At 32.7% G+C, this 2,080-nt stretch carries 2 protein-coding genes; both read right to left on the reverse strand.

Annotated elements, in window-relative coordinates:
* Positions 1-279 precede the first annotated feature (279 nt).
* A complete protein-coding gene (locus tag I3255_RS13835; RefSeq protein WP_238039323.1) occupies positions 280-1,428 on the reverse strand; it encodes a DUF3800 domain-containing protein in 1,149 nt (382 codons plus the stop codon).
* Between the two features lie 337 nt (positions 1,429-1,765).
* Positions 1,766-2,080: hypothetical protein (locus I3255_RS13840; RefSeq protein WP_238039325.1), on the reverse strand; the 315-nt coding region annotated here is incomplete at its 5' end.

The raw sequence follows: 2,080 nt of genomic DNA on the forward strand, positions 1-2,080 counted from the left end.
TGAACAATTTAAACCCAGTACCAGAAAAAAGCCGTGACTTCCCTACTCTATAACCAGTTTCTGAGCAAGATGAACTACCTTAAAAAGAGACATTTTAATCTGGGAAAGATAAAGGACATTTTAAATTGGGATAAACATAAGTTACGTTATTCGATACTTATACCACGGTAATGGTGACACAATCACTCTTATGTTTTTACTCGCACTGTTTATTTATATAAAAGCCCGTGAAATCTGTAGGGCTTACGGGCTTTAGATGATGCGATTTAGTTCAATAAATTATAAGTTTTCATAGATAGCACAATCACCAATAATATCAAAATTACTAGCAGATTTAGTAATACCAAAACTGGCTAGTAGTTTGTCTGCTAGGATATCTTTAGGTCCACCATTATCTACACCATTCAATTTTCGATTAATTGCACCAGTAAAAAGGTCGGCAATTTGAACAAAAATACTATCTTTAGATGCCATTGTGTAAAAATCACTTAAGCTGAGTTCATTATGTAGCTTAGCTCCTGAGTAGATATCAAGACTATTCTCAATATCTTTCAACATCATTTTATCGGATCCGGCTTCCTCTTCATCTTTAATAAATTTCAATTTTCTAGGTAATGGAGCTCTACCTGACTCATGCTCATGCTTCACACCTTCAACTAACAAATAATAAAACAGCTTGTTTAACGCATCATTAACTTTTGCAATACCTACACGCTCTACGCCGATCGCTTTAAAACTAATAGCTGTTGAATTATCTTTAATAACATCTATCAAATCCAAATAAGCATCAATATTACCTCTTTTAATTTCCTTAAAATGAATTTCTCGATTGAAATTATATTTTGCTCTCCATTTTTCAACTGCTAATGTGATTTTTGCAGTGTCAACCCCATCAAGGATCCATAAACTACCAACAAGAAGAAACTTTTCTGTTTTTCCACTTTCATCGGCAAACACAAGATAACTTTTTTCTATATTTTTATTTTTTACTGCATTAGCCTCATGCTCTCCCCTTAATGTTCCTCGATACTTTCTAACCTCCTCATTCGCAAGAAATAGATTATAATCATTTTGGATTTTTGCTCTTGGTCTTGTAATAGATGTAAGTGGTAATAATTTAGAATAATTATCGACAGTAATAGAGCCACTATTTAGGTTAAATAAGTCTCTTTGAAAAGTGTTCCAATAATGAAGTTGGCATTTGATATCCGAATTTCGGCATTCTGGATAATGGTTTAAGATCCACCCAACTTTGTGCTCAAGAGTTGAAAAGTTACATCCATCGATAGAACGTAACAGTAACTCTTTTTTATGTGCAATTTTTTTGTTTTTTTCCATTTGCTTTATTTCTTGTTTTTTGACAAGCGCTAGGTCAACATCGCTATCTTTTTTAATATCAACAACATCTTTAATTGCAATGTCCTCCACAACCCACCTCCATTTATAAATAAAAAACATTCTAAACTAAAAAACATTAATGAAAAAGATGATTAAAAAATCAAAACTAAACTGACCTATCTCAGACTCAGGTTAGATAATGACTTTTATCGAGTCATTTAAGCGAAGCGAACCTTAACCGTAAGCAATAGAATTAAATGGCGATCTTATTGAATACCAGTGACGTAATCGCACGTAAATTAGTAATTTGTCGATAATAGTTTTTAAGATATCCTACCCTCGTTGGAACGTCTTGATTGTGTGTTATTGTTTATATCTTTATAAAATTGAATAACTGCCTATATCCATTAGGCAGTTATCACCACAATTAACAGCCCGCTGTTTCTAGTTTATAAACCGGAACTTTGTAATTAACGGGTTTTCCATTAATGATACCATTCTTATAAAAATAATAAGATAAGTAACATTGAGATTGTTCCACTTCACTTATTGACTGAGTTTGAAAGCCAGGAGCTGATTTAGGGATAATATAAGCTGGTCCAAAGCGGCTTCCAGTACTTAGGATACTCCAATCACTTTTATTCATACTCATAATAGCTCTAATATTTCCTTCAGTAGGAATGATATAGCCATAATGCAAACTTACTGTTTTACCATCAATAAGCAATGTTGAGTCACTTGA

It is taken from the genome of Psychrobacter sp. Ps6 (assembly GCF_022129235.1).
Taxonomy (GTDB): Bacteria; Pseudomonadota; Gammaproteobacteria; order Pseudomonadales; family Moraxellaceae; genus Psychrobacter.